At 45.2% G+C, this 23,546-nt stretch carries 24 protein-coding genes and 1 riboswitch; of the genes, 23 read left to right on the forward strand and 1 reads right to left on the reverse strand.

The annotated features are described in order from the left end of the window. The first annotated feature begins 103 nt into the window (after positions 1–103). From deoB to BLU03_RS05665, 16 genes are all read left to right on the forward strand, one after another. Entirely contained in the window at positions 104–1,282 is a 1,179-nt protein-coding gene (deoB, locus tag BLU03_RS05590) for a phosphopentomutase (protein WP_076570024.1), read from the forward strand. A 17-nt stretch (positions 1,283–1,299) separates the two neighbouring features. Next, positions 1,300–2,115 (forward strand): purine-nucleoside phosphorylase, encoded by an 816-nt coding sequence (locus tag BLU03_RS05595; protein WP_093106200.1) that lies wholly within the window; start codon positions 1,300–1,302, stop codon positions 2,113–2,115. Between the two features lie 84 nt (positions 2,116–2,199). Beyond that, on the forward strand, positions 2,200–3,501 hold the full coding sequence (locus tag BLU03_RS05600; protein ID WP_093106202.1) for a pyrimidine-nucleoside phosphorylase: 1,302 nt from the start codon (positions 2,200–2,202) through the stop codon (positions 3,499–3,501). A 303-nt stretch (positions 3,502–3,804) separates the two neighbouring features. Further along, positions 3,805–5,130 carry a diaminopimelate decarboxylase gene (gene lysA / locus BLU03_RS05605; RefSeq protein WP_008591309.1) on the forward strand — a complete coding sequence of 442 codons (1,326 nt, stop codon included), beginning with the start codon at positions 3,805–3,807 and terminating at the stop codon, positions 5,128–5,130. After that, positions 5,111–5,542: a peptidylprolyl isomerase gene (locus tag BLU03_RS05610; RefSeq protein WP_008591312.1), complete on the forward strand. Its 432-nt coding sequence runs from the start codon at positions 5,111–5,113 to the stop codon at positions 5,540–5,542. The genes lysA and BLU03_RS05610 overlap by 20 nt, the downstream gene beginning before the upstream one ends. A gap of 214 nt (positions 5,543–5,756) precedes the next feature. Continuing rightward, complete coding sequence (locus BLU03_RS05615) at positions 5,757–6,110, forward strand: GNAT family N-acetyltransferase (protein ID WP_008591313.1); 354 nt, start codon at positions 5,757–5,759, stop codon at positions 6,108–6,110. A 114-nt stretch (positions 6,111–6,224) separates the two neighbouring features. Then, positions 6,225–6,971, forward strand: a complete 747-nt coding sequence (locus BLU03_RS05620; RefSeq protein ID WP_093106205.1) for a segregation/condensation protein A — start codon at positions 6,225–6,227, stop codon at positions 6,969–6,971. Beyond that, positions 6,958–7,524 (forward strand): SMC-Scp complex subunit ScpB, encoded by a 567-nt coding sequence (scpB, locus tag BLU03_RS05625; protein WP_076570034.1) that lies wholly within the window; start codon positions 6,958–6,960, stop codon positions 7,522–7,524. The genes BLU03_RS05620 and scpB overlap by 14 nt, the downstream gene beginning before the upstream one ends. A gap of 264 nt (positions 7,525–7,788) precedes the next feature. Then, the gene (locus BLU03_RS05630) at positions 7,789–8,517 is read left to right on the forward strand and encodes a pseudouridine synthase (protein WP_076570037.1); all 729 of its coding nucleotides are present in this window, start codon (positions 7,789–7,791) and stop codon (positions 8,515–8,517) included. 52 nt (positions 8,518–8,569) lie between these two features. Beyond that, entirely contained in the window at positions 8,570–9,121 is a 552-nt protein-coding gene (resA, locus tag BLU03_RS05635) for a thiol-disulfide oxidoreductase ResA (RefSeq protein ID WP_076570039.1), read from the forward strand. A gap of 27 nt (positions 9,122–9,148) precedes the next feature. Beyond that, positions 9,149–10,825, forward strand: coding sequence for a cytochrome c biogenesis protein ResB (resB, locus tag BLU03_RS05640; RefSeq protein WP_093106207.1), 1,677 nt, complete (start codon positions 9,149–9,151; stop codon positions 10,823–10,825). Then, on the forward strand, positions 10,806–11,990 hold the full coding sequence (gene ccsB, locus BLU03_RS05645) for a c-type cytochrome biogenesis protein CcsB (RefSeq protein WP_093106210.1): 1,185 nt from the start codon (positions 10,806–10,808) through the stop codon (positions 11,988–11,990). Before resB ends, ccsB begins: the two co-directional genes overlap by 20 nt. A gap of 161 nt (positions 11,991–12,151) precedes the next feature. Continuing rightward, a complete protein-coding gene (locus tag BLU03_RS05650; RefSeq protein WP_076570047.1) occupies positions 12,152–12,868 on the forward strand; it encodes a response regulator transcription factor in 717 nt (238 codons plus the stop codon). After that, a complete protein-coding gene (locus BLU03_RS05655) occupies positions 12,868–14,631 on the forward strand; it encodes an ATP-binding protein (RefSeq protein WP_176765418.1) in 1,764 nt (587 codons plus the stop codon). The genes BLU03_RS05650 and BLU03_RS05655 overlap by 1 nt, the downstream gene beginning before the upstream one ends. Before the next feature lie 24 nt (positions 14,632–14,655). Next, a riboswitch (cobalamin riboswitch) is annotated at positions 14,656–14,824 on the forward strand. A gap of 139 nt (positions 14,825–14,963) precedes the next feature. After that, entirely contained in the window at positions 14,964–15,368 is a 405-nt protein-coding gene (locus BLU03_RS05660) for a DUF4430 domain-containing protein (protein ID WP_093106215.1), read from the forward strand. A 6-nt stretch (positions 15,369–15,374) separates the two neighbouring features. Beyond that, on the forward strand, positions 15,375–15,887 hold the full coding sequence (locus BLU03_RS05665) for an ECF transporter S component (RefSeq protein ID WP_093106217.1): 513 nt from the start codon (positions 15,375–15,377) through the stop codon (positions 15,885–15,887). Between the two features lie 53 nt (positions 15,888–15,940). Here BLU03_RS05665 and BLU03_RS05670 read toward each other — a convergent pair whose 3' ends face one another. After that, the gene (locus BLU03_RS05670; protein WP_008587447.1) at positions 15,941–16,189 is read right to left on the reverse strand and encodes a ferredoxin; all 249 of its coding nucleotides are present in this window, start codon (positions 16,187–16,189) and stop codon (positions 15,941–15,943) included. 89 nt (positions 16,190–16,278) lie between these two features. On the opposite strand from BLU03_RS05670, the gene BLU03_RS05675 reads away from it, so the two are divergent. From BLU03_RS05675 to BLU03_RS05705, 7 genes are all read left to right on the forward strand, one after another. Further along, on the forward strand, positions 16,279–17,313 hold the full coding sequence (locus tag BLU03_RS05675; RefSeq protein ID WP_093106220.1) for a helix-turn-helix domain-containing protein: 1,035 nt from the start codon (positions 16,279–16,281) through the stop codon (positions 17,311–17,313). Next, positions 17,313–18,812 carry a RecQ family ATP-dependent DNA helicase gene (locus BLU03_RS05680; RefSeq protein ID WP_093106223.1) on the forward strand — a complete coding sequence of 500 codons (1,500 nt, stop codon included), beginning with the start codon at positions 17,313–17,315 and terminating at the stop codon, positions 18,810–18,812. The genes BLU03_RS05675 and BLU03_RS05680 overlap by 1 nt, the downstream gene beginning before the upstream one ends. Next, positions 18,802–19,371 (forward strand): CPBP family intramembrane glutamic endopeptidase, encoded by a 570-nt coding sequence (locus BLU03_RS05685; RefSeq protein WP_176765412.1) that lies wholly within the window; start codon positions 18,802–18,804, stop codon positions 19,369–19,371. The genes BLU03_RS05680 and BLU03_RS05685 overlap by 11 nt, the downstream gene beginning before the upstream one ends. Before the next feature lie 164 nt (positions 19,372–19,535). Further along, the gene (locus BLU03_RS05690) at positions 19,536–20,258 is read left to right on the forward strand and encodes a metallophosphoesterase (protein WP_008587455.1); all 723 of its coding nucleotides are present in this window, start codon (positions 19,536–19,538) and stop codon (positions 20,256–20,258) included. A gap of 42 nt (positions 20,259–20,300) precedes the next feature. Further along, on the forward strand, positions 20,301–20,873 hold the full coding sequence (locus BLU03_RS05695; RefSeq protein ID WP_093106228.1) for an adaptor protein MecA: 573 nt from the start codon (positions 20,301–20,303) through the stop codon (positions 20,871–20,873). A gap of 145 nt (positions 20,874–21,018) precedes the next feature. Next, a complete protein-coding gene (locus tag BLU03_RS05700) occupies positions 21,019–22,281 on the forward strand; it encodes a Glu/Leu/Phe/Val family dehydrogenase (RefSeq protein WP_093106230.1) in 1,263 nt (420 codons plus the stop codon). Positions 22,282–22,364: 83 nt separating this feature from the next. After that, positions 22,365–23,414, forward strand: coding sequence for a YpdA family putative bacillithiol disulfide reductase (locus tag BLU03_RS05705; RefSeq protein ID WP_093106233.1), 1,050 nt, complete (start codon positions 22,365–22,367; stop codon positions 23,412–23,414). Positions 23,415–23,546 lie beyond the last annotated feature (132 nt).

Raw genomic sequence — 23,546 nt, forward strand, 5'->3', positions numbered from 1 at the left:
CTGATACAATTAACTTACAGGTTCTGTTGTCTGACATCTTACAACATATTTATGCTTATTCTCCGGAAAAGACGGGAAACAAAATTAGCAGGAGGTATCAATTATGAATAAATTCAAAAGAGTGTTTTTAATAGTAATGGATTCAGTAGGTATTGGAGAGGCGCCGGATGCTCCTCAGTTCAATGATGAAGGTGCAGATACGCTCGGTCATATAGCCGAAAAAATGAACGGACTGAAAATGCCTAATATCGGTCAGCTCGGATTAAGTAACATCAGAGAAATACCGGGTATAGATAAAGCTGATCAGCCTAAAGCTCATTATACGACGATGATGGAAGCTTCCAATGGAAAAGATACGATGACAGGCCACTGGGAGATAATGGGGCTCTATATTGATAAACCTTTCCGTACTTTCCCTGAGGGCTTCCCGGATGAACTTCTGGATCAGATTAAAGAGAAAACGGGTCGTGGAATTGTAGGGAATAAACCTGCTTCCGGAACGGAAATAATTAAAGAGCTGGGAGAGCACCATATGGAAACCGGTGATTTGATTGTGTACACGTCTGCGGATTCCGTTATCCAGATAGCTGCCCATGAAGATGTCATTCCTCCGGAAGAACTTTATGAAATCTGTGAATTCACAAGGGAAATCACACGTGATGAAAAGTACATGGTAGGAAGAGTGATTGCCCGTCCGTTCGTAGGGAAACCCGGGGAATTTGAAAGGACGTCAAATCGTCACGATTACGCATTGAAACCCTTCGGACGCACAGTGATGAACCACTTGAAGGATGAAGATTATGACGTCGTGGCTCTGGGTAAAATTTCGGATATCTACGACGGAGAAGGTGTCACAGAAGCGATCCGGACCGACGACAATGATGATGGAATGGACAAGTTCATAAAATCTATGGATGAAGATTTTGAAGGTCTTAATTTCCTTAACCTCGTGGACTTCGATGCAAAATTCGGTCACCGCAGAGATCCTGTCGGTTACGGCAAAGCGCTTGAAGCGTTCGATGAGCGCCTGCCGACAGTACTTGAAAAAATGAACGATGACGATCTTCTTATAATTACAGCGGATCACGGAAATGACCCTGTCCATCACGGCACTGACCATACGAGAGAATTGGTTCCTCTTATCGTTTATCACAATAATGTGAAAAACGGTCAGGAGATGGATCAGCGCCAGACTTTTGCTGATATCGGAGCAACGGTAGCTGAGAACTTCTCTGTGAAAATGCCGGAGTACGGAAAAAGTTTCCTGAAAAACATTCTTTAAAATATGGAGGTAATTTAATGAATACTGAAGCAGTTAAAGAAGCGGCAGCTTTTATTGAAGGGAAGTTGGATAAGACACCGGCGGTCGGTCTGATTCTCGGTTCCGGCCTCGGAGTGCTTGCCGATGAAATCACGAATCCTGTTACTATTCCTTATAAAGACGTACCACATTTCCCGGAATCGACCGTCTCCGGTCATAAAGGCCAATTGGTTATCGGTGAACTTGAAGGTAAACAGGTGATCGCCATGCAGGGACGTTTCCACTATTATGAAGGTTATACGATGAAAGAAGTGACGTTCCCTGTAAGGGTCATGAAATCACTCGGTATTTCGGATCTGTTCGTTACGAACGCCGCCGGTGGTATCAACGAAAGTTATGAACCGGGGCAGCTCATGATCATAAAAGATCACATCAACCAGATGGGGGACAACCCGCTAATAGGTCCGAACGATGATTCGATGGGGGTCAGATTTCCGGACATGTCGGAAGCCTATAACAGAACCCTTATTAAGACGGCACAAAATAAGGCGGACGCCCTTGGACTGAAAGTGGAGCAGGGGGTATATGTCGGCAATACCGGTCCCGTGTACGAAACGGCTGCCGAAATCCGTATGCTCAGAACGCTCGGTGGGGATGCGGTTGGCATGTCGACTGTGCCGGAAGTTATAGCAGCGAACCACGCAGGTCTCAGAGTTCTCGGTATTTCGTGTATATCAAATATGGCTGCAGGCATTCTGGATCAGCCCCTGACTCACGATGAAGTGATAGAGACGACTGCAAGAGTGAGGGAAGACTTTCTCAGTTTCGTTAAGGCGGTCGTGAAAGCTGTATAATAATTTCCTTTCGGAAGCAAAAAGTAAAAATATAATTTCTCGGCTACACGTGCGGAGAAGTGACCCACAGGAAGGTGACTCTAAATGAGAATGTATGACATTATCGTGAAAAAAAGAGAAGGTAATATTCTGAATGAAGAGGAAATCAGATTTTTCATAAACGGGTACACGAACGGAGAAATCCCTGATTACCAGGCTTCGGCTCTGGCTATGGCGATTTATTTTCAGGGAATGAACGGAAAAGAAACGGCGGCATTGACCCAGGCAATGGTAGATTCAGGCGAAAAAATAGACCTGAGCGACATTGAAGGTCACATTGTCGATAAACACTCCACAGGCGGAGTGGGAGATAAAGTCACTTTTATTATAGGCCCGCTGGTCGCTTCCCTCGGAATTCCTGTAGCAAAAATGTCCGGTCGTGGTCTCGGTCATACCGGAGGAACAATTGACAAGTTAGAAGCGATAGAGGGATTCACTACTGAAATAACCAAAGAGGAATTTGTCAGAAATGTAAACACCCATAAGCTGGCGGTGGCCGGCCAGACGGGGAATCTGGCTCCGGCGGACAAGAAATTGTACGCCCTGAGGGATGTGACCGGTACGGTGAACGCCCTTTCCCTGATTGCAAGTTCCATCATGAGTAAAAAGCTGGCTTCGGGCGCGGACAGTATTGTACTTGATGTGAAAACGGGTTCCGGTGCATTTATGAAAACACTGGAAGACTCTGAAGCGCTTGCCAGAGAAATGGTCACCATCGGTAATGAACTCGGTAAAAATACAGTAGCTGTTATCAGTGACATGAACCAGCCACTGGGTTTTGAGGTCGGAAACGCAAATGAGATAAAAGAAGCGGCTGAAATTCTTAAGGGGAGCGATGTGAAGGACCTTCGTGAACTTTCGCTTGAGATTGCTTCCCAGATGAGTGTCCTGGCAGGGGCTTTCGATAAACCGGAAGCTGCAAGAGAGGCGCTTGAGGAAAACATATCAAACGGAAAAGCGCACGCAAAACTGAAAGAATTCATCGAAGCCCAGCACGGGGCTGGGGAAATGATTGATGATTTGAGTAAGTTACCACAGGCTGAATATCATGTGGAGATACCGGCTGAAACTGGCGGGTATGTAAATGAGATTGATGCGGAATCCATCGGAGTAGCAGCGATGTATCTCGGCGCAGGCCGTCAGACGAAAGACGATAAGATCGATCACAGTGTCGGCATCACCCTCAAGAAGAAAATCGGCGATAAAGTGGAAGAAGGAGAGCCTCTCGTTGTTCTCCACAGTAATATGAAAGAACCGGAAGATTCAGTGGAGAAAGTGAAGAAAGCTTACACCATTACTTCCGACAAAAAAGAAGCTCCAACCCTTCTTCATAATATCATCAAGTAGTACGGTTATGTGGGTGAATGCTGCCCGGAAAGGCTGTCGAAAACTATTTCGGCAGCCTTTCCTTATCATTATCCGCTTTTTATGACCCAATATAATCAGCGGTGAAGGCGACGATTTTTATCAGATTTTGTAAACTCCTGGCCTCCGGTACCGGACTTAATATGTTGTAGGTGTAAAAAGATTATGATAAATTTAAAATATTATTTGTATTGAAATAACTTGGTTGCAGCATTCCTTATATTTTTTGAAGGTGCAGCTCTGTCTGAGAAATTGCAGGTGTACTTAACGGAAGGACGGGTGTAATTGGAACATTCCACAAATACGGCAGGAATACTTGAAATAGGAGGGGTGGATGTTTCCACGTTGAAAAAGGAATACGGGACCCCTCTTTATGTTTATGACGTAGGAAGGATAAGACAGAATGCAAGAGCTTTTGTAGAAACGTTTGAACAGGAAGGTATCCCGGCCCAGGTAGCTTATGCCAGCAAAGCATTCTCATCCGTCGCCATGATCCAGGTGGCGGATGAAGAAAAGCTGAGTCTGGATGTAGTTTCCGAGGGGGAGCTTTATACTGCTCTCGAAGCAGGTTTTCCGGTGAAAAAAATACACATGCACGGGAATAATAAAAGCAGAGCAGAATTAAAAATGGCCGTGGACGCTAAAATTGGGTGTATTGTAGTAGATAACTTCTATGAGATAGCTTTGCTTGAAGAAATTCTTGAGGAAGAAAATACAACGATGGACGTACTCCTCAGAGTGACACCAGGTATAGAAGCGCACACGCACGATTACATTTTAACAGGACAGGAAGATTCTAAATTCGGTTTTGATTTAACGAGTGGTCAGGCGGACCGGGCCTTCACCTCTCTCCTGGAATCAACCGGAATGAATGTCATCGGCCTGCATTGCCACATCGGTTCCCAAATTTTTGAAACGAGCGGTTTTTTGATGGCCACAAGGAAACTGTTTGATATAATGAAGAAGTGGAAAGAAGAATATAGCTTCGAAGCGAAAGTGCTTAATCTGGGGGGAGGATTCGGAATCCGCTATACGGAGGAGGATGATCCGCTTAGCCTCAATGAGTATGCCCGGGCTCTTATGAGCGAAGTGAAGTTTCAATCGGAGAAACAGAATTATCCTATGCCTGAGATTTGGATAGAACCTGGAAGAGCGATAGTGGGAGATGCCGGAATAACACTTTACGAAGCAGGTTCAGTAAAAGAAATCGAAGGTGTGCGTACCTATCTGTCGGTGGATGGAGGTATGACCGATAATATACGCCCCGCTCTTTATGATGCCAGGTACGACATTAAAGCAGCAGAACGGATGAATGAGGAAGAGAGGCGTACGTATGCCATAGCGGGTAAGTGCTGTGAGTCCGGGGACATGCTGATATGGGATGCGACACTTCCTGATATTACGCCCGGTGACACGTTGGCAGTATTCAGTACCGGGGCTTACGGCTATTCTATGTCGAATAACTACAATCGATTTCCGAAAGCGGCTGTCGTATTCGTAGAGAACGGCTCTCATCAGCTGGTGATCAGACGGGAGTCCTTCGATGAGGTTACGAGATTTGATCTGAATTTTAAAACAGGAGGAGATACTGATGAAAAACGGTTATATTGAATTTGAAAATGGCGAACGCATGGTTCTGGAACTTTATGAAGAAGATGCTCCCGGTACAGTGGAGAATTTCAAAAGCCTTGCAAACAGTAAGTTCTACGACGGTCTGACTTTCCACAGGGTCATTCCTGACTTCGTAGTCCAGGGAGGGTGCCCGAGAGGAGACGGAACTGGCGGACCTGGTTACACTATCAAATGTGAAACAGACGACAACCCTCACCGGCACCAGAGAGGCACGCTATCCATGGCTCACGCAGGAAAGGATACAGGAGGCAGTCAGTTTTTCGTCTGTCATAGTCCTCAGCCTCATCTCGACGGAAAACACACGGTTTTCGGTCAGGTAGTTGAAGGAGTGGAGCTCGTCGATCGCATTAATAAGGGTGACGTAATGAAAGAGGTCAGAGTTTCCGAATGACTGCCGTTAAAGCTATAACCGCTTGAATAATTTTTGAGAATGGAGTATGCTATTATCTGGGTCATTCCGGGAGGAATTCAATGCGTAAACGCAATATAAGGTTACTAATAATATTATTGATATTTTGTCTGGTTTACGGACTGTACTACTGGTTTGGGGTAGTCGTTCAGTAGACCGGCTTTACATCAATTTCTAAGATGATTGAGGGGTCACTATGTTAATCAGGTTTAAAAAATCTTTTGAGAAAATTGCTATGGGACTGCTGTCCTTTATGCCGGAAGCAAAAGATGTTAAGAAGCTGCAGGACATTATTAAGGAATATGAGAATAATCAGGACTGGCATTTATATTTGTGGAAAGAGGGCGAAGACATTATAGGTGCCGCAGGTGTTCGTGTGAACGAGCGCGAAGCGATTATTCAGCATGTCTCCGTTAACCCGTCACATCGCAATAGTGGCATCGGGCGAAAAATGGTTGGAAAAGTAAGAGATAAATATCAGGGTTCCTACTCTGTCTGTGCCACTGAAGAGACAGAAGCGTTTATAGAAAAATGTAATAAAGCAAAGTAAAAGAGCGCGAACTCCGCGCTCTTTTTTTGTGGCGTGGAAAATGAGTTGTGGTCCTTACGAAAATATTTGCAGCCTCATGTTATAATAAACTAGAACTTTACAGAGAAAAGGCTGATGTCCGTGAAAAGCGAGTATCATATAAAAGTAGAAGGTTTTGAAGGACCGATGGATCTGCTCCTTCATCTCATCCAGAGACTTGAAATAGACATCCACGATATTCCAGTAGCTGAAATTACTGATCAGTATATGGAATACATTCACACTATGAATGAGCTGGAGCTTGATATAGCAAGCGAGTATCTCGTGATGGCTGCTACGCTTCTTGCAATGAAAAGCAGCACACTGCTGCCGGAAGAACCGGTCGATCCGGAAGAGTTTGAAAGCGAAGAGGATCCGAGAGAAGAGCTTATGGAAAGACTTAAAGAATACAGGAAGTTTAAGTATGCGGCGGGTCAGCTGAAAGACAGGGAAGCAGAGGATAATGAAGTCTATTCCAGACCTCCGGTGAGTATAGAGGAGGGGGCCGGCGATGACCAGCAGGCTACCGTCTTTGATATGATTGGAGCTTTGCAGCGCATGTTTAATAAAACTGCATCTCCGTCTCCAAAAATGGAGACAGGGGTAAAAAGAGATGAGATGCCCATTCAACTAACGATGGATCATATACTGCAAAAAATACAGAAATTCCCTTCCGGTATAACATTTGAAAAACTTTTCTCCGCCCGTACCAAAACTGAAATGGTGACTACATTTCTCGCCCTGTTGGAACTGGTGAAAGATAAACAGGTTTCATGCAGGCAAGATAAACATTTTGAAGATTTATATATTTTTAAACAGGGGGATAATCATGGGAGAGAGTAAGCTTGCAATTCTCGAGGGGCTGCTGTTTGCTGCCGGAGAAGAAGGGATGCATAAGAAACAGCTTTCAGAAATACTCGAGATCAGGGAAAATGACGTGGAAGAATTACTTAAAGACTGGAAGAAAGAGCTGCAGAGCCCCGGGAGAGGTATCCGTCTGATGGAATCGAGAGGAACGTACAGCCTGACGACGAAACCGGAGTACGCGGCAGTCTATAAGAGATGGGGATACAAAAAAAATCATACACGTCTATCCCAGGCTTCGCTGGAAGCTCTGGCTATTATAGCTTACAGGCAGCCGATTACCCGAGTCGAAGTGGATTACATCCGCGGAGTGAAGAGTGATCAGGCACTGCAGACACTTGCCGAAAGGCAGCTTGTGGAAGAAGCAGGTAGAAAGGAAACGGTAGGCAGACCTATTCTTTATAGAACGACCGAACATTTTCTCACTTACTTCGGTTTACAGTCACTGGAAGATCTTCCTGAATTGAGGGAAGCATTCCAGGAGGATTATTCAGCGGCAGAGAATTTCTTCGATTCCCTGGAAGAAGGGTGAATAGCCGGTGTATCCCGGTTCATAGAGATTATCATGTACAGAAACAACTACAGATTCGACAAATACATAACTTACCACATAAAGGTTTTCACTGTTTGGTCACAATAGATAAAGAAAAATTCTCAATGTTGGACTGCACTTAAAGATTGTTGGTATAATGGCTACGGAAGTAACATCAGGAATATAAATTGAACGTTTTCGATAAATGACCGCGTTGTGTTCGCAGCGTGGTCTCTTAAGTGGAGAAAAGAGGGAGTAGGTAAAATGGAAAGATTGCAGAAAGTAATGGCCCAGGCCGGCGTCGCATCGAGAAGAAAATCTGAAGAACTTATCAAAGCAGGGCGAGTGAAGGTAAATAATGAAACAATTAAGGAACTGGGAACCAAAGTGTCCTCTCAGGATGAAGTGGAAGTTGACGGAGTACCCCTTCAAAGGGAAGCCCCCGTTTATTTTTTATTATACAAACCGAGAGGAGTCATCTCGAGTGCCAAAGACGACCGTGGCCGGAAAGTCGTGACCGACTACATTCCGGATATCGAACAACGACTGTTTCCGGTAGGGCGGCTGGATTACGATACGTCAGGGCTGATACTTCTTACGAATGACGGGGAATTCGCAAATAAACTGATGCACCCGAAACATAAAATAGATAAAGTATATATCATCAAGTCCCGTGGCATACCGACCCGTGAACAGATGAAACAGCTGAAGCAGGGAATGGAAATCGAAGGCGAATTTTTTAAAGCGGAAGATGTGAGAATTACTTCGACCGATGGGAAAAAGAACACTGCCATCATTCAAATGACTCTTCATCAGGGAAAAAACAGACAGGTAAGAAAAATGTTTGATGCACTCGGAGTACCTGTGGATAAACTAAAAAGAGAACAATACGGATTCCTGAATCTTCACGGACTGAATGCCGGAGACTTTCGCCCACTCAAACCTCACGAAGTCAAGCAGCTACGTCAGCTTGCCGAGGAAAATGTTAAATAATGTTCAACAAATTTTAAAAACACTCATGTTATAATGTCGGGGGGTGAGTGGTATGAGTGGAAAAACAATCAAGAAAAAGAAAAAGCGACTTATTTTCCGTTCAACTCTACTGGTAATTATGCTAAGTCTCGTAGTCTTTGCCGTAGCGTCCGCATTTCAGGAAGACGGCGTCTCTGTAGAGGAAGGCGAAACAGCTCCGAATTTCGCCCTTAAAAAATTCGGGACTGACGAGACAGTAGAGCTTAAGGATTACCGCGGGAAAGGCGTTATGATTAACTTCTGGGCTACATATTGCGAACCATGTAAAGACGAAATGCCTTACATGGAAAAACTGTATCCGAAATACAAGAAAAAAGGCGTAGAGATTCTCGCGATTAATTTGGATACTACCGATATAGTAGTCGAGCAGTTTATGAGAGAATACCAGTTAACGTTTCCTATACTACAGGATAAGGATGGGCAGGTGATGAATCTGTATAACATCGGCCCAATCCCTTCGACACTATTCATCGGTCCAGATGGAAAAATAGAGGAAACGGTCATCGGGCCGCTGACCTTGGATAAACTGGAAGGTCACCTTCAGGATATAACTCCTTCTTCTTAAATATGAATAAAAATGTGGGGTATTTATATGAGTAAAATTACATGCGAATGCGGGCATGTGAACCCGGAAGGAACGGTGCTTTGTGAAGCCTGCGGGAAACCGTTCGAAGCAAACCAGCACTTGAACAATAATAAACCCGAGCAGTTGCTGAATATGAGATACGATGGCAGTGCGAGAAGGTCACAAACGTATCAGAGGACATTTATAGATAAAACATGGAACTTCTTTTCTTCTGTAAAAATAGGGGTATCCATTATTATAGTAATCGTGATAGCTTCCGCGTTGGGAACAATTTTTCCGCAGGAGATGTATTTACCTCCGGGATCGGACCCCTCTACCCACTACAAAGATCAGTACGGTATACTCGGACAGATATATTATCAGCTCGGGTTTCATAATCTTTACAGCTCATGGTGGTACCTGCTTCTCCTGGCTATGCTCGGGATTTCCATCGTAATTGCAAGTATCGACCGTTTCGTACCCCTGTATAAAACGCTTAGGAAACAGAAGCCGAAACGTCATCCGAACTTTATGAAAAAGCAGCGTATCTTCGGTGAGACCGATTCGGGCAACATCGATTACAAAAAACTGAAAGCCAATCTGAAATCCAAAAGATATAATTTGTACGAAGAAGACGGAAACATACTGGCTGAAAAAAATCGTTTTTCCAGATGGGGCCCGTATGTTAACCATATAGGTCTGATTATCGTTCTTCTGGGTGCTATGCTGAGATTTGTTCCTGCTATGTATATGGACGAGTTTCTCTGGGTGCGAGAAGGAGAGACAAAACAGATTGTAGGTACCGATGGAATCTACTATATGAAAAACAAAGATTTCATTTTGGAAACTTACGACATGGAAGATGAAGGAAATTCCCAGTTCCGTGAATCGCTGCAGAAGCAGAGCGCTCCGGTTCCTGAAAACTATCAGACGAACGCTGTAATATATAAACGGACGGATTTGCCTGTCGTTCCGGGTAAAGAACCCGAACTTAAAAAAGTGAAAGAAGCGGAGGCGAGAGTGAACCATCCGATTCCGCTCGAAAACGGTATTTCTCTTTATCAGGCCAGTTATCAACTGAACGAATTCTCTTCCATGACCTTCAAACTTCATGATAAAGGTGATGAGGAGTCAAACTACGGAGAGTTTACGGTAGACTTGATTGAACCTAAAGATGAGTACGAACTTGAAAACGGTACTACCGTCAAACTTGAAAGATACTTCCCGGAATTTGAACTTGAAGATGGAGAACCGAAGCAGGTTTCGAAATTCCCGAGAAATCCGGCGTTCATCTTTGAAGTGGATGCTCCTGGAGAGGAACCGGAAGTAAGTTTTGCCGGTATCGGTGTGAACATAGATGCTTCCGGAAACAATGATTATAAACTCGGACTTACCAACTTTGAAACGAGGGACGTAACGGGGCTGACGGTCAAAAAAGACTATACGCTGCCGATCATTGCCGTCGGAGCGGCTATCTTCATGATAGGCGTCATCCAGGGAATGTACTGGAACCATCGTCGGATCTGGATTCAGCCGAAAGGTGCCGGAGTCTGGGTAGCCGGTCACACCAATAAAAACTGGTTCGCTCTTAAAAAAGATATCGACAGAACCCTTGAAGGAACGGGTATAGATTTCCCGGTAGATCAACAGGAAGAGAAAGATGCGGAAGAAAGGAGGAAGGATGATGGAATTATCAGCGATTAGCAGTAATTTACTTTATGCCTCATTCTTCATTTATTTGATAGCCACTTTCATTTTCGGTGCTACAGTGAAAATGACGAATGAAAAAACGAACAAAAAACTTGGGAATGCGGGGATCGGACTGACGATCGTTGGATTTATTACCCAAATAGGTTATTTCATAACCCGCTGGATCGCAGCCGGTCACGCGCCGGTCAGTAACCTTTTCGAATTCATGACGTTTTTCGGCATGATGCTTGTGTTCGGCTTCATAGTTCTGTTTCTTATTTACAGAATTACGCTGCTCGGACTTTTCGCTTTGCCGGTGGCTCTTCTGGTCATTGCATATGCCAGCATGTTCCCGACTGAAATCAGTCCTCTCGTCCCTTCGCTCAAATCTCACTGGCTATATATCCACGTGACGACTGCAGCTCTCGGGCAGGCAATCCTTGCCATCAGTTTTGCTGCCGGCCTGATTTATCTCATTCGCCAGGTCAATCAGGAAAAAGCTACGAAACGGACAAGGTGGCTGGAGTTCGTCCTGTTCGCACTTATGAGTGCACTCGGGTACATAGTGGTGGCTTCCGGTTTTGGTGCTGCAGACTATAAAACGGTATTCGAAGCACCTGTCAATGAACAGATGACAGAAATTACTTATGAAATGCCCGCGATAGCCGGGCCGAACGATGGAGAGCTGGTTACAGAAGGTGCTTTCGGACCGTTGTTCGAGACTCCCGGCTGGATGCAGGGAGTGAATGCTCCGGTTAAATTCAACACGATTATCTGGTCACTCATGGCAGGACTTGTGATTTACGGTCTCTTAAGGTTAATATTGAGAAAAAGGATTGCTAAATCCATTCAGCCTTTACTGAAAAGTGCGAGTCCAAGGCTGGTTGATGAAGTTTCCTACCGGTCTGTCGCCATAGGTTTTCCTGTATTTACCCTGGGAGCAATCATATTCGCTTCTATTTGGGCTCAGGAAGCCTGGGACAGATTCTGGGGATGGGACCCGAAAGAAGTGTGGGCCCTGATAACCTGGCTTTTCTATGCAGCTTTTCTGCATTTGAGGCTTACGCGGGGCTGGGAAGGAGAACGTTCTGCATGGCTCGCCGTAATAGGTTTCGCCATCATTATGTTCAACTTGCTGGCGGTCAACCTGATAATTTCCGGCCTACATTCTTACGCATAACGTTTAGACAGGGGACAAACTCCTGTCTTTTCTTTTAAAATTCTTTTTATTATGATTGGATATGGGGACGAGTATACGGATTTTTAAGAAAATGCTGCATTCATTCGGCAGAAGCCCGGGTGCTCTGTAGCGATTCTAATTCAATTTCAGGAGGGATTTCGATGGATCAGGGAGCCAGAATTTTAGTGGTAGATGATGAAGAACGGATTAGAAGACTTGTGAAAATGTATCTTGAAAGAGAAGATTACACTATTGAAGAAGCCGAGGACGGGGAACGCGCTCTTCAAAAAGCTTTGGAGAATAATTACGACGTGATTTTACTGGATCTGATGCTTCCGGGTATGGACGGTATCGAGGTCTGTAAAGCCCTGCGTGAGAAGAAAGCGACACCGGTTATCATGCTCACGGCCAAAGGAGAGGAAGCGAATCGCGTGGAAGGTTTTGAAACGGGAGCGGACGACTACATAGTAAAACCCTTCAGCCCGCGCGAAGTCGTGTTGAGAGTTAAAGCTCTGCTGCGCAGAGCATCAAGTACGAAGTTTCTGAATACGGATACCGAGGCGAGAGATATTATCGTCTTTCCTCACCTCACCATTGACAATGATGCTCATAAAGTGACGGCGCAAGGAAAAGAAGTTCCGCTTACGCCTAAAGAATATGAGCTGCTGCTGTATATGGCTGAACGTCCTAATAAAGTTTTCGACCGGGAACAGTTGTTGAAGGAAGTGTGGAAATATGAATTTTTCGGGGATCTGAGAACTGTGGACACCCACGTAAAAAGACTCAGGGAGAAACTGAGTAAAGTATCGGCAGAATCGGCCGGTATGATTGCCACGGTATGGGGTGTAGGATACAAGTTCGTGGTAAATAACGATTGATGTTCTGGCGCAGTGTAGTAGTAAAACTGTGGTTCACCATTTTGCTCCTTGTCTGTTTCGTTCTTATAATTCTGACTGTACTGCTGCTTCAATTTTTCGAAAACTTTCATGTGAATAAAGCTGAAGAAGAAATGCTCCGTACCGCTACGGTAGTGTCGACGCTTATAGACAGTGAGCAACGCCAGGACATTCTCCGAAGTACTATAGACACCGTGAAATCAGCTTCGAGCCACGTTCTTGTCGTTCGTGGAAACGGGCAGTCCTGGAAAGCGGAAAGCAATAGCGGTGAATTCAAAGAACTTCAGAAACAGTGGTTTGAAAAGGATGAAGAGCTGGCGCGGGTAATGACCGGGGGAACGGAAGTGAAAAAAGTAGCTTCGGCTGACGGGAGGAAGTTTTTGGCCGTCGGTTCTCCCCTGTCGGGAGACAACGGCGCTGTATTCGTCTACAAACCCCTGGATTCTGTGGAAGAAACGACTCAGCAGACGACTAAAACTGTCTTTCTCGGTGCCGGTATAGCTATAGTATTGACTACGATTTTCGCTTTTTTCTTATCGACACGGATTACAGCACCTCTTATGAAAATGCGTAAAGGGGCGTTTGAGCTGTCGGAAGGCGAGTTTCATACTAAGATACCCATTATTACTCATGACGAAATAGGAGAACTGGCAATTGCATTCAACCGGATGGGCCGTCAGCTTAAGCAGAATATTGATGCGCTGAATCAGGAGAAAGAGCAGCTATCGGGCGTTTTGAAATCCATGGCCGACGGAGTAATCACCTTAAATCATAAAAGAAAAATACTGGTAACCAACCCTCCTGCGAAACAGCTGTTACAGTCGTGGAGATATGAAGAGGAGCTGGAGGAGGAAGAACTGCCTTCGCCCCTGCATGAACTGTTCGAATCTGTCATCACCGAAGAGAGGGAAGGCATGACGGAAGTCACTGTCCAGGGGAGAAACTGGGTGATTATCATGACTCCTCTTTATAGCAACACTACCATCAGAGGAGTAGTGGCTGTACTCAGGGATATGACGGAAGAACGAAGGCTCGATAAACTGCGCAAGGATTTCCTTGCAAACGTTTCTCATGAACTCCGCACTCCTATTTCCATGATGCGTGGATACAGCGAAGCGATCGTCGATGAAGTAGCAACTACGAAAGAAGAGAAAAATGAGCTGGCTCAGATTATTCTGGAAGAATCCGAGCGGATGGGTCGTCTTGTAAACGAACTGCTTGACCTTGCCAGAATGGAATCCGGGAACATTCAGTTGCATAAAGAGCCAGTGGACGTAAATCTTTTTCTTGATCGTATAGTGAATAAATTCCAGGGAGTGGCAGAGGAAACCGGTGTAAAACTCCTTCATGAAAGATCCGGCCTTCCGGCAGGTACAGTGTCCATAGATTCTGACCGTATAGAGCAGGTGGTAACGAACCTTCTGGATAACGCTATCCGTCATACACCGGAGAACGGTTCTGTACATGTTCACCTTCACGGAGGGGAGGACCATTTTGAAATAAAAGTGGAAGATACAGGCGCAGGTATTCCGGAGGAGGATCTTCCGTTCATCTTTGAACGCTTCTATAAAGGAGATAAGTCCAGGAAACGGGCTCCTTCCGAAGAGAAGCAGGGAACGGGACTGGGTCTTGCTATTGCGAAGAATATCGTAGAGGCCCATAAAGGGAAAATCTCTGTCCAGAGTAAAGAAGGGGAAGGAACTACGTTCTATATATATTTACCTGTAGAGAACTTGCCAAAATAGAACGATTCATGTAATGTTATAATTAATTGAATAAATTTCACAGGTTTTAGGGAATCCGGTGCGAATCCGGAGCTGTCCTCGCAACTGTAAATGTAACGAAACGATAAGATCCACTGTGATGAAAGTTCGTCACGGGAAGGTATCGGAGTAGGATGACATAAGCCAGTAAACCTGTCTGTGAAGGATTCATTGCTTCGAGGATTGAGCGTTTGAGATGACCTGGACTATCAATGTATGTCGATATCTCAAGCCCGTCCTTTATGGACGGGCTTTTTTATGGCAGGTTGTTCCAATGCTTTTTCTTCTAAAACTTGAAGAAAGGGTGAAGTCGCATGGAAAAATTGAGGAATTATGCAGGAGTAGTAGCTTTGACACTCGTATTGCTTACAGGATGTCAGGCGGAAAGTGAAACATCGGAAAGTCAAGAGGAGGGCAGCCAGTCTTCCCAGGAAATTGAAGCTACCGTGGAGCTGACAAAAAACCAGGGTGAAGAACAGGTGAAAGAAAAAGATATAACAGTTGAAGAAGGTACGGTACTGATGGATGCTATGGAAGAAAATTTTGAGGTGAAAGAAAAAGACGGATTCATTAATGGCATTGAAGGCATATCCGCTGAAGAAGGAGAGAAAAAGGCCTGGGTCTATGACGTGAACGGCGAAGAAGCAAAAGTCGGAGCTGCTGAGTATGAAATCGAGGACGGGGACGAAATACATTTTGATTTCCAGTCCTGGGAATGATCATAAATGCAGTGGAATACTTATAAATTAACTTTGATAACCATGCTTGCAGCAGTGGCCGTGGTGGGAAGGATAGCTTTTGCCGCTATTCCGAATGCCCAGCCGGTAACAGCTATAATTATTCTGACCGGCTTCTGGCTTGGGCCGCTGGCGGCAGTGATCACTGCTTTTCTGACCACTTTTTTGACGAATATGGTGCTTGGTATGGGGATATGGACAGTGTGGCAGGTGACAGCCTGGGGATTTATAGGTATAGGAGCCGGGCTGCTCGGTAAATTCTTACCGAGACTCCCTGTATTAGGATTAAGTATTTACGGCTTATTGTCAGGGCTGTTTTTTGGACTGGTGATGGCATTTACAATGCGCGCGATCTCCCAGACGTTCTGGGGTTACTATCTTGCCGGAATTCCTTTTGACCTGATGCATGCTGCCTCGAATTTCGTGTTTATTCTGGTTTTCTATTCCGTATTCGAAAAGTTATTTGTCAAATATGAGCGGCGTGCGCAGCTCGCCTGCTGAAAATAATACATGGTATAATAAAAGAAGGTGCCGGGAGCACCTTCTTTTGTTTATTAGTCTTCCTCTGGTATACTTCCATTAAAATTGGAGTTTGCAAGTTTGATGGACCCGGTCGGGCATCCCTCGTAAGCATCTTCGGCATCAAGTTCCAATTCCTCCGCAATAGGTGTGTTTCCCTGATTATCGTCCGGCAGGAAATAGGCAAGCCCTTCATCGTCATAATTGTAGAGTTCCGGGGCAGCCATTCCGCACGCACCGCAGGCGATACATGTATCTTTATCCACGATTGAATAAAGCTTCATAAGTAATACCTTCTTTCTATAGTATCTCTCCTTCAAGTCTACGTTCTATCCGTATCGAATTCAACTATATCATTCGAAAGGAATTCCTTATGTTTACATATATACTGTTAGATTGTCTTAGTAAAATGAATGCTGAACGCACCGTTTCGGGCGTCTACCATCTGTTGCGGGGGAAGAAATCTTCCCAGACATTTCAGGACGCAAAAGTATATCGTATAGAAGGATACTATGGAATCTATCCCGATCTGCAAAGAGAGACTCTGGATCATGCACTCCACGAGTTGTGCAAAGAAGGTAAAACAGTCTGGCACGACCATGGAAGGATGAGTGTCACTGCTTACGGTCAAGGATCAATGGAAGAAACGCACATGCCTCTGTACTTTTCCGGACTGGAGTATTCCGAAGCGGTGGAAGAGTTCAAGAACAGGCTGATGCTATGGATTCAAATCATCAGCAATGCTGTGTACAGACACGCCGGTTACTTGCCGATTGTAGATAAAGGCCCGGTACAGACCTGGGCAAGAAAATTTTACAGTGAGCGAAAAGCGGTACTGGACGAGGAAGCGCCGATTCTATACAAAGAATTGCGTGCGCTGCTCACCCCATTTTCCGATACGGAGAAAGAGATGTTCGTAAGACGACTTACAGGTGGGGACAGGAGCGGCTGGACATATAGCCAGTTAGCGGAAGAAAGTGGCGAACCTGCATGGGACATTCCTCTTTACTTAACGAATATGTATTATTACATGTTTTCGGAGGTTTCTTCGGATTCTTCCAGCTACCTGTATAAATTGACAGAAGATCTCGTGAAAAAAGAGGCGTTCACTTCCTCCTCGGGAAAGTCCATTGCGTTGTATAACAAATTCGGATCGATAGAAAAAGTTGCGAAGATAAGACAATTGCAACCGAGTACAATCGAGGACCACCTCGTTGAAGCGGTGCTTGTTGATCCGGCCCGTAACATCGACGCTTTTATAAGCCGGGAAGGGGCCCGGGATATTTCGGCCGCAGTCCGAAAGACGAGTACCAAACGTCTGAAGGTAATCCGGGAACAACTGAACGGAGACTATTCATATTTTCAGATAAGAATAGTACTCGCTAAGCTCCAGAAAGGACAGGGATAATGGAACCGATCAATGTTAAAAAAGTGCTGGAAGACCAATTTAAATTCAGTGAGTTTCGACCGGGACAGGAAAATGTTATCGAGAATGCACTGCGTGGTGTGGACACCCTGGCCATTTTACCTACCGGCAGTGGAAAGTCTTTGTGCTATCAGCTACCGTCCCTTATCCTTCCGGGACTGACGATCGTCGTTTCCCCGCTGATATCGCTCATGATCGATCAGGTTAAACAGGTGAAAGCGAAAGGGATGAAACGGGTGGCTGCCCTGCACAGTTTCCTTTCCCCCCAACAGAAGAGAAAGATAAGCGGTAATTTACGGAAACTGGATCTTATTTACATTTCTCCGGAGATGCTTCAGATGCCGAAAATGAAATCACTTCTGAAGCGGGAGACCATTTCCCTGTTCGTGGTGGATGAAGCTCACTGCATCTCTCAATGGGGACATGAATTCCGGACGGATTACTTGAAACTTCATCAGGTGATCAGTGATCTGGGGGAACCTCCCGTGCTGGCTTTGAGCGCAACGGCGACGCCTGAAGTGCAGGAGGACATTCTGTTTCAGCTTGGCCGGACGGGGGCTTGTAAACTTATATACCCGATGGATAAGCCGAATATCCAGCTGGGTGTAGCGGAAATTGAAAATGAACAGGAAAAAAGGAGATTTCTCATCGATTTTTTGAGTCGTCAAAAAGCTCCCGCGATGATTTATTTTTCAAGCAGGCAGATGGCCGAAAAAGTTTCGCTGGAATTGAAAGCTAACAGTCTCGGGCGTATCGCCTATTATCATGGCGGGATGGACCCCGTGGACAGGCAGCTCGTCCAGCAGCAGTTCATGAATAACGAACTGGACATCGTCTGCTGCACGAGCGCTTTCGGAATGGGAATTGATAAATCTGACATACGCATCGTTATCCATTATCATTTACCTCCAAGGATAGAATCGTTTATACAGGAAATCGGAAGAGCAGGGAGAGACGGAGGAGAATGTACGAGTTTGCTGCTGTATGCACCGGGAGATGAGAGACTGCCGCAAATGTTCATACAGTCCGAGCTTCCTTCCCATGAACAGATAGATGCTTTTCTGCGGTTCTGCTACGCGAATGAAAAGACTCCTTCCTATGAGGATTGTATGCATCTTGAATTATCGGAGTCCCAGTACAATTTTCTTATTGCAAATGCCGGCGACAAAGACTTTTCTCTGCAGGCGACTGCAAGGGAAACTGCTGATAAGCTGAAAGAACGGCAGCTTCTCAGGACCGAACAGAAACAGAATCACCTCATTCATATGATGGAGGTAATAAACACGCCCGGCTGCCGAAGAAAAGACCTGTACAGGCATTTTCAGGAAGGCTTCCAGACTCCGCACCAAAAATGCTGCGACCACTGTCACCCGGAAATCTTTCAGGTGACCTACGAAAGCGTAAAAGAACGGCAGGGTCTTCCTCTCTGGGAAGAACGCCTCTACAACATATTCCATGCCAGGAGTTCATATGGACAATAATAAGATAATCAGACAGATGTCTTCAAAAGAATTGATGAAACATGTGCTCATCACTCAAGGATTGCTGATGGTCATCGCTTTAGCGGTCAGTTCTGTTTTTCTGGATTTCCGGGAACACTGGACTGCTCAGTGGGGATTCAACATTAAGGACTGGGTAGTATATGCGATTGTACCTGCGATTTTGATAGTAGGGTTCGATGGGATAACGATGAAGACCGTACCGGAGCAACACTATGATGACGGCGGGATCAACAGGAAATTATTCGAAGGACTTCCGGTACCGGCGATACTCCTCCTGACTGCAGTTATTGCGTTCAGTGAAGAAATGCTGTTTCGGGGAGTACTCCAGCCGCTGACCGGTTTCGTACCGGCGAGTCTCCTTTTTGCGTTTGTCCATTTCCGTTATTTGAGCAAGCCGCTGCTTTTTACGGGTGTGCTAACAATCAGTTTCCTGTTCGGTTTTATTTATGAACAGACTCAAACGTTGACGTATGTCGTTTCAGCTCACTTTATCGTGGATTTTACTCTGGCACTCCTATTGAAGAGTAAAAGCGGCTAATGATTCAGTTTCTCCTGTACCGGGTCCGTTCGTCGGTTATCTGCTACATACATGTACTCCGGCAAAAAAGCGGCAAGTGGATTCAATTTTTCTTTTTTCTGTTTTCTGATATGATGAACTAGTATTCAAGATGAGAAGAGTCATTGGAAGTAGAGGTGAGTTAATTGAACAAAATCTGGACCGTCTTCCTGTTGGTAATAGCAATTATCCGGTACATGGGTAGAAAAGCAGTGAGACCGGTAAGGAAAGTGCACATGTTGACTGTCAGCGATATGGAAGGAATGCTGCGGCTGTTGTTTATTTCGGATGTACACAACAATCGCATTGCCGAGCGTATAGCTGAGGAAAACGTCGATTTAATTGTGATTGGCGGTGATTTTGTTGACAGACGCGTCTCTGACAAATCTATGGAATATAATCTCAACTTACTGACGAAAATCGGAAAACCAATCTATTTTATTCCTGGCAATAACGATAGAGAAAAAGAAACTACTTTCGAACTGCTTCAGAAGTTTAACGTGCGGGTGCTCTCCAACGAAACGCTCGAAGAAAACGACTACAGCATTACAGGTATCGATCCTTATTCCGTGGAGGAGGTTGAAAAACCTGTGAAATCAGACGTCCGTCCTTCTATACTTGTCATGCATGACCCTTTTCAAATGCAGCAGATAGCTTCCTTCGCCGAAGATTTCGATTTAATACTTTCGGGTCATACCCATGGCGGACAGATCAGATTCATGGGGTACGGCCCCTATGAACGGGGTGGCTGGAAGCTTTTTGAGAATACCAGGGTCTTTGTAAGCGAAGGATACGGAACTTCTTTATTACCTCTGCGGCTGGAAACCAATTCCGAATACCACTTATTTGAACTGCAGAAACTGGATTAGATGGTGGTACGATTTATTATATAAAGGGGGAGGGGGAAAATTATGCGGATTGAGCGTTTATCAACTCATAAATTCAAAATGTTCCTGACGACAGATGATCTTACGGAAAGAGGTCTTGAGACGAAAGAAATCTGGAAAGACCTTCCGAAGGTCCATCAGATTTTCAGCGATATGATACTCGATGCCCAGGAAGAACTGGAAGAGGAATTGATCGGAGTGTTGACGGTTCAGATATATATGCTCCAGGCTCAGGGCTTACTGGTAATCGTTACAAAATCGGAAGATGCTGCAGGAGACGATGATTTTCTTGAAATGAAGGTCACACTGGATGAGTATAAGGAACTTTTATATCACTTTGAAGATGTGGAAGATGTTATACAGGCTACTGAACCGTTGCGGCGTATGGGATTAACGGGAGGCACCCTGTTTAAGGAAAGGGATGGCTATTATCTGCTGATGGAAGAACATGAAGTGGAGAACGTGAACAAGGAAGATCTCGTAGCGGTACTCTCTGAATTCGGCAGCGCCACTGCAATGACGTCTGTCTGGCTGGAAGAATACGGATCGAAGATTACGGACGGTACCGCTGTGGATAAATTTTCTGCATTCTTCTGAGTGCAGAATTTTTTCTAAATTATGAAAACGCTTACCCTGGATGGGAGTTCTTTCGACGGGGAAGAAAAGGTTCCTTTTCAATCCCGGGGAATGAGTGTATACTATTCACTGATGACGTGATGATTTTCATATAGGGGGTTTAGTGATGGCAGCCGATAAACCGGAAGATAAAAATATGAATGTGTTGACTTCCACGAGAACTATAATTCAGAATGCCCTTGATAAACTCGGGTATCCGGAAGAAGTGTATGAATTACTGAAAGAACCTGTTCGCATGATGACAGTCCGCATACCTGTCCGGATGGATGACGGTTCAATTAAGATATTCACAGGGTACCGATCGCAACACAACGATGCCATCGGTCCTACGAAGGGCGGAGTGCGCTTTCATCCGGATGTCAATGAAACGGAGGTCAAAGCCCTCTCTATCTGGATGAGTCTTAAAGCAGGTATCGTTGATCTTCCTTATGGGGGAGGTAAAGGCGGTATTATTTGTGATCCGAGAGAAATGTCCTTCCGCGAACTTGAAGGGGTAAGTCGTGGATATGTCCGTGCCATAAGTCAAATCGTAGGTCCGACGAAAGATATACCGGCTCCTGACGTATTCACAAACTCCCAGATTATGGCCTGGATGATGGATGAGTACAGCCGGATTGATGAATTCAACAATCCCGGTTTCATTACGGGCAAGCCGATAGTACTGGGCGGTTCACACGGCAGGGAGACAGCTACGGCCAAAGGTGTAACGATATGCATCGACGAAGCTGCGAAGAAAAAAGGGATAGATATCGAAGGAGCACGCGTTGTGGTTCAGGGTTTCGGGAACGCCGGCAGTTTTCTGGCCAAATTCATGTATGATAAAGGCGCAAAAATTGTAGGTATTTCTGATGCTCTCGGTGGTCTTTATGATCCGGAAGGACTTGATATCGATTATCTTCTTGACCGCAGGGACAGTTTCGGTACAGTAACGAACCTGTTTGACGATACTATCACTAATAAAGAACTACTTGAGCTCGAATGTGATGTGCTGGTACCTGCAGCTGTGCAAAACCAGATCACCGAAGAAAATGCCCACAACATTAAAGCAAGCATAGTGGTAGAAGCAGCTAACGGGCCGACTACTCTCGGAGGTACGAAAATCCTCTCGGACAGAGGGATTCTGCTGGTCCCTGACGTGCTGGCTTCAGCAGGTGGTGTGACTGTATCGTATTTTGAATGGGTACAGAACAATCAGGGATATTACTGGACAGAAGAGGAAGTGGAAGAGAAATTACACAAAGTCATAATTAAAGGTTTTGACAACATCTACAATACGGCAGAAACCAGAAGAGTGGACATGCGCCTTGCTGCCTACATGGTCGGGGTACGCAAGATGGCAGAAGCCGCCCGGTTCCGTGGATGGGTTTAAGTTGATATTGGAACGGAAATCTCCTATCATTATTTTGATAGGAGATTTTTTAGGTGATTTTATAATCCGGAGCTTGTTCATTTATGCAGACAGGTACCGGGTGCAACCAGCTAAGTTATAACAGACAGGGAGTGACGATTTTGCAACGGGAACGAGTGATAATTATCGGAGGAGGCCCTTGCGGCATGAGCACTGCAATAGAGATGCAGAAAAAAGGGATCGAACCTCTCATTTTAGAAAAAGGGAACATAGTGCATTCCATTTACCATTACCCGACTCACCAGACGTTTTTCAGTTCGAGTGAAAAACTGGAGATCGGGGATGTACCCTTCATATCCGAAAGACAGAAACCTGTCAGAAACGAAGCGCTGACTTATTATCGGGGCGTGTCGAAGAGAAAAAACCTCAGAATAAACACGTTTGAGAAAGTGGTACACGTAGAGAAAACGGAAGATGGTTTCGTTCTGGAGACTCACAGAGAGATGACGGATCAAAAGAAAAAATATCAGGCTGATTACCTTGTGGTGGCTACCGGGTATTATGACCAGCCTAATTATATGAAAGTGCCGGGTGAGGATAAAGATAAAGTCAGTCATTATTTTAAAGAAGCCCACCCATTTTTCGATAAAGAAGTGGCTGTTATCGGGGGAAAGAACTCGGCAGCGGATGCAGCTTTGGAACTTGTCAAGGCAGGAGCCAGAGTAACAGTGCTTTATCGGGGAGGTGACTATTCCCCAAGTATTAAACCATGGATCCTTCCGCAATTCTCTGCCCTTGTGGATAAGGGGGTTGTGAATATGGAATTTGGTGCAGAGATTGTAGAAATAACAGATGACGAAATCGTTTATGAGGTGAACGGGGAAAGGAAGTCCAGGGCCAACGACTTTACTTTCGCCATGACCGGTTATAAGCCTGATCACCCGTTTATCAAAAGTATAGGTGTTGAAATCAATGAAGAGACGGGGCGGCCGGTATTTAACGAAGAGACTATGGAAACGAACGTATCCGGCGTGTACGTAGCCGGGGTCATCGCTGCAGGTTATAACAATAACGAGATCTTTATCGAGAATGGAAGATGGCACGGAGGAAAGATCGCTGCAGATATATGTACGGAAAAAGAACCTCTCACCTGATCCGTAAAGAAACCGGAACAGGTCGGATAACAGCACGATGCGGAGACTTCTGTTTTTATCCCGCCATAAACAGCACCCCTCGGAAAGCGGAGATCCCGGTTACCGAGGGGGTTTTTTAGTGTTTCTCCAAGG

Source organism: Salimicrobium album (assembly GCF_900107115.1).
Taxonomy (GTDB): Bacteria; Bacillota; Bacilli; order Bacillales; family Halobacillaceae; genus Salimicrobium; species Salimicrobium album.